Annotated in this window: 7 protein-coding genes; 1 reads left to right on the plus strand and 6 read right to left on the minus strand. The window is 37.1% G+C overall.

Annotation, left to right across the window (positions count from 1 at the left end):
- The 5 genes from N178_RS25325 to N178_RS25345 form a co-directional block, all read right to left on the minus strand.
- Positions 1-367 (minus strand): hypothetical protein (locus tag N178_RS25325; RefSeq protein WP_152640877.1); only part of this gene is annotated, 367 nt, incomplete at its 3' end.
- Positions 368-470: 103 nt separating this feature from the next.
- Positions 471-962: a GNAT family N-acetyltransferase gene (locus N178_RS25330; RefSeq protein WP_045295622.1), complete on the minus strand. Its 492-nt coding sequence runs from the start codon at positions 960-962 to the stop codon at positions 471-473.
- 91 nt (positions 963-1,053) lie between these two features.
- Positions 1,054-1,641, minus strand: coding sequence for a cysteine hydrolase family protein (locus N178_RS25335; RefSeq protein ID WP_045295623.1), 588 nt, complete (start codon positions 1,639-1,641; stop codon positions 1,054-1,056).
- 21 nt (positions 1,642-1,662) lie between these two features.
- The gene (locus N178_RS25340) at positions 1,663-1,971 is read right to left on the minus strand and encodes a cupin domain-containing protein (RefSeq protein ID WP_013057236.1); all 309 of its coding nucleotides are present in this window, start codon (positions 1,969-1,971) and stop codon (positions 1,663-1,665) included.
- Positions 1,946-2,713, minus strand: a complete 768-nt coding sequence (locus N178_RS25345) for a YqcI/YcgG family protein (RefSeq protein WP_045295625.1) — start codon at positions 2,711-2,713, stop codon at positions 1,946-1,948. The genes N178_RS25340 and N178_RS25345 overlap by 26 nt, the downstream gene beginning before the upstream one ends.
- Positions 2,714-2,866: 153 nt before the next feature.
- Between N178_RS25345 and N178_RS25350 the strand changes: the two genes are divergently transcribed.
- Entirely contained in the window at positions 2,867-3,508 is a 642-nt protein-coding gene (locus N178_RS25350) for a LysE family transporter (RefSeq protein WP_045295626.1), read from the plus strand.
- Here N178_RS25350 and N178_RS25355 read toward each other — a convergent pair.
- Positions 3,494-4,315, minus strand: a complete 822-nt coding sequence (locus N178_RS25355; RefSeq protein ID WP_045295627.1) for an alpha/beta fold hydrolase — start codon at positions 4,313-4,315, stop codon at positions 3,494-3,496. The two genes, N178_RS25350 and N178_RS25355, sit on opposite strands and share 15 nt — an antisense overlap.
- Positions 4,316-4,499: the final 184 nt, after the last annotated feature.

Consider the following 4,499-nt stretch of genomic DNA (forward strand, 5'->3'; position numbering starts at 1 on the left):
ATATGAGCTGATCAGCAAAATGAAGAGATATATAGGCGGGTTGATTTTTCATAACAAGCATATAACCTTTGAGGGGGCGATTATAGTAATCCGCAGCTTCTATATAATAAATACGCTGAATTAACCTGCTTAAATGAGTTACAAAAGATGGAAGTTGGTGATTAGGAATGGTTTGAATGTAGTCTATGATTTCTTGTTTCGTTTGAAGGCCCGAATGGGTACATTCTAACAGATGAAAAAGCGGATCTGCCGCTATAGTAGATAGTTCAGAATTGTGTTTGATTCTATTCAGCTGGATATGCAGTTCTTTTTTGGACCATCTTTTCGGCACAGCTCTTAGATGTTGATACTGAAAATGTGTATTCATGATAGCTAACACCTTTCGTATTAAAATAATAAAACAACTTATTATTTTAATAACCTTTACACATGAAACTAAAACGTTACAATGTGTAAAGGTGTCATACATCTTATAAAATAAGCTGATAAAAAAGTACATCTTGCCACTGATCAAATTTCCAGCCTACTTCTTTAAATTCTCCGCAAAACGTAAAATTAAATTGCTCATGCATTTTGATACTGATATCATTCCCTTTTGTAATTCCTGAAATAACAACGTGATGGTCGAGTTCTTTAGCTAATTCCAAAATGCGTTTCATAAGCTGTTTTCCAATACCATACCCTTGTTGATTTTTATCAATATAAATCGATAGCTCTACTGTTTGAATGTACGCTTCTTTATCTCGATACGAGGAAAGCGAAGCATAGCCAGCTACTACTCCGTCTTTTTCCGCGACAATAAGCGGAAAAAGTTTATTGCTAATATGATTATTAAACCAGCCTCTTCTTTGTTCCACTGTTACAGGCGTTAAGTCAAAAGTAGCAGCACTTGTTTGAACGGACTGATTATAAATTTCAACAAGCATAGGTAAATCTTCTTCTTTAGCATAACGAATGATCATATGTACAAACTCCTTATAGTATAGAATTATCTTTATTTTACTTCTTTTAAGAAACATAATCTACATAAAAAAACTGATATGCGCGTGCACATCAGTTTTGGTTTTGGGCATATTGAAAGGTTTGAAGGACTTGAAGAGTCTCTTTTGTAGAAACGACCGTTGCAAACTCGCCGTGCAGGGAAGACAGTGCGAATGTATGTACATCTTCTGCGCACAGCTTTGTTTTTCCATCGTAGGACGTACCATCAAAGCAAGCCGTTGCATCGTTCACAACATATGTCCTATACCCTAGATTTCCAGCCATGCGCGCAGTCGTAGAAACGCAGTGATTAGTAGTTAGTCCTATTAAGATAAGCGTATCATAGCCATTTGCTTTTAGATAGCTATCTAACTCTGTTCCAATAAAGCAGCTGTTCACGTGTTTGCGAACTAAGCATTCGTCTTCTTGTGGACCAAATCCTTCCTTGAACTGAAATCCCTTTGAACTTGGGTGTAAAGGCGAATCTGGATTTTCTGATGCATGCTGCACGTGAATGACAGGATAGTCTTGACGCCTCCATGCTTGCAGTAGCGTCAGCATATTCTTTTCTGCATCTAAATTGTTTCTTTCTCCCCACTGAGGTGAATAAAACCCTTCTTGTACATCGATAAGCAGCAACACTGGACGGGAACGTAGCATAAGCATCATCTTCTTTCGTCTTTATTTTAAAATGGAAATAACGTATGTGCATCCATCAGGACCGGCTTTTGAAGAATGAACCGTTTGTTTCGGTAAATGTATCCGATCTCCTGCCTGACATAGAACCGTATCACGTTCAACTGTAAAGTAAATAGATCCTTCAAGTATATGAAGAATTTCATCAGTTGGATGCGTATGAGACGGATGTGTTTGAAAAGCAATATCGTGCTGTACTTCAACGTATCCAGTATACGCCGGAAGCAGCTCTTTAATTACTTCTTCAAACTTTCCGCCAACTCCTTTTTTAATAGAGGCTTTTTTTACGTCCATGCTGCTCACTCCTTTTTAATTTAAATGGACACTGTCCGGTAGTATAGTTATTATCGTCGCGTAAAAAATATTGCTTCCACTCTCGGTTTTCCTGTTGCCCATACCAGCCTAACTCGGGGTGAGCTGATACGTCATCATATGTTTTTAACCGATCGCGGACGACTTTTTGTACGTGCTTCCCTATTTTTGAATCTCCTGTCATACCTTCAAACACCCACCGCGGCTGAAATGTAATCATAAATCCTCTGCTCTTACGGCTTTTACGTAAAGAATGAGCAGGCGTATTACAGACGACAAAAATAGGTTCTCCGTGAAAACAAAATTCCCATAATGCATCTTTCGGGTCTTTTGGAATGTCTCGCGGCCATTTCTTTTGATCAATTTGATGAAGAAACGTCAGCGTATCCCAAAACATCGTTTCGTACTCTTCCATTGAACGTTCTTTATGTTCAGGCTTAAAGAATAACACAAAGGATGTATAGCGACCTATGCTCTTAAATGTATCTATGTATTCTCTAAGTGCCGACGCTGCATGCCTAATATCTTGATAGTTATAAGGAGTAGTCACAAATGAAAAACGCAGTAAATCTTTTTTAAAGCCTTCTACCCCTAACATACAGGGAAATGGATTTTCTTCTGATAATATATCGCTTTGGAAATATTGAAAAGCATCTTTTCCCCAGAACGGGACATGCGTGGACTCTAAAATCTCATTAGCTCGAAAAAGCATTTTTGATGCCATTAAAACCCTCCTTATGGAACTCAACGTTACATGTGTATTAAAAAAAAGAAAAGTTTATGAGTATTTTTAACTAAATGCCGCTTCTAAATTATAAAACTCTAATCTATATATATATAAGCTACTATTGGACAAGTTAGAAAGGAGGCTGTGTTTGTGGAGTGGTTTTTGATTGCTATAAAACAAATAATTCTAGGTATTAGTCTCGCAGCACCGGTAGGCCCAATTAATATAGAAATGATTAAAAGGGGTCTGACAAAAGGATTTTGGGCTTCTTGGCTAGTTGGTTTAGGAGGTATGACGGCCGATATTTTATTTATGCTCCTCATTTTAATAGGGTTAACATCTTTTGTTCAGATGCAGGCCGTTACTGTTGCACTGTATGCAACTGGCTTTGTCATGCTCACATTTATTGGCTTTCAAAGTATGAAACAAGCTGTCTCTGGTTCCTTTTCAGTAGATGTAAATCCCCCCCCTGCTAAAAGAGACAAGTCATTTTTTACAGGTTTCTTCATTGCTCTTATGAACCCTTTAAATATTGTGTTTTGGTTTGGCGTATTTGGGTCAAGCTTAAGCGAAAGCCTCCGAAGTCAAACGTGGCTATCCGTCTTTTTTCACAGCTTCTTTATTATTTTTGGCATCATTCTTTGGAATTTAAATATTGCGAGCAGTATTCATTTCACAAAAAAATTTATCACACCTAAGCTTCTTAGCTTCATTACGTTAGGTGCCGGTTTTTTACTTTTTTTATTTGGCTGCCAATTCGGTTTTAAATGTGTATCCTTACTTATAGGCTGAGCTTTTAGCGATGAGTTCAATAAGAGTGTCATTTACTTTCTCACGTTCATCGTAAAAAAGGCCGTGTCCACTATTTTCAAATGGAATAAGTGTAGAAAATGAAATATGGCGATTCATAACTTTTGCAAGATCAAATGGACAAATTTGATCTTTTTTTCCGTGTAATATATATGTCTCAGCGAAAATTTGACTCAAATCTTCCTGCAAGTCTTCGTCTCGTAAAGACACCGCAGTTTTAATCGTTCCATGGCCAGATGCTTCTAAACCTAAATCTTGAAACCATCCTCTAAAAGCTGAGCTGGTAGGCTGATTAAAAAACTTTTCCCCAAAGTTTTCAAGCATGTTAGGACGATCTCTATACGTATTTTGAATAATTGTATTTACTTCTTCAATAGGAAGTCCATATGGAAAATCAGTTTTTTGAATAAATCTTGGAGCCGCTGTCCCTAATAAAATTAACTTCTTCACTCCATATCCTAAGTGTCTGCTCATATATCGAATGGCAATGGCTCCCCCCATAGAAAAGCCTACTAGCGTATAATTTTTAAGTCCCATTTTTTCTACTAACATGCGAATATCATCTGCTAATTGATTGTAAGAATAGCCGGTGAAAGGCGCATCTGATTTTCCAAATCCGCGAAGATCAGGGGCGATACATCGAATACCGCGGGCCGGAAGCGTTGTAAATTGGTATTCGTACATTTTAGCGTTAACAGGCCACCCGTGAAGGAAAAGAACAGGTTCCCCTTTTCCAATATCCCGAACAAAAAGTTTTGTCTTAGGAGTTACGTGAATAAAAGAGTTCATGTATAACACCTCCTAGATGTTCTTTTATATATATGTTTAGGACAATTTGAACATTCAAAAGTTTCTTAAAGGCTTGTGTAGGAGGTGTATTATGTCTATTTGGGATAAGGAGTAGGAAAATGATTTTATGATGTTTATTTAGAACATAGTTTAATTTAAAAAATATTAAACAAAAAAAAGTAGT

Source organism: Priestia aryabhattai B8W22, assembly GCF_000956595.1.
Taxonomy (GTDB): domain Bacteria; phylum Bacillota; class Bacilli; order Bacillales; family Bacillaceae_H; genus Priestia; species Priestia aryabhattai.

Bases quoted from the DNA above. Each gene is read 5' to 3' on its own strand.
- N178_RS25330 (WP_045295622.1), bottom strand. From the start codon at position 962: ATGATCATTCGTTATGCTAAAGAAGAAGATTTACCTATGCTTGTTGAA.
- N178_RS25335 (WP_045295623.1), bottom strand. From the start codon at position 1,641: ATGCTACGTTCCCGTCCAGTGTTGCTGCTTATCGATGTACAAGAAGGG.
- N178_RS25340 (WP_013057236.1), bottom strand. From the start codon at position 1,971: ATGGACGTAAAAAAAGCCTCTATTAAAAAAGGAGTTGGCGGAAAGTTT.
- N178_RS25345 (WP_045295625.1), bottom strand. From the start codon at position 2,713: ATGGCATCAAAAATGCTTTTTCGAGCTAATGAGATTTTAGAGTCCACG.
- N178_RS25355 (WP_045295627.1), bottom strand. From the start codon at position 4,315: ATGAACTCTTTTATTCACGTAACTCCTAAGACAAAACTTTTTGTTCGG.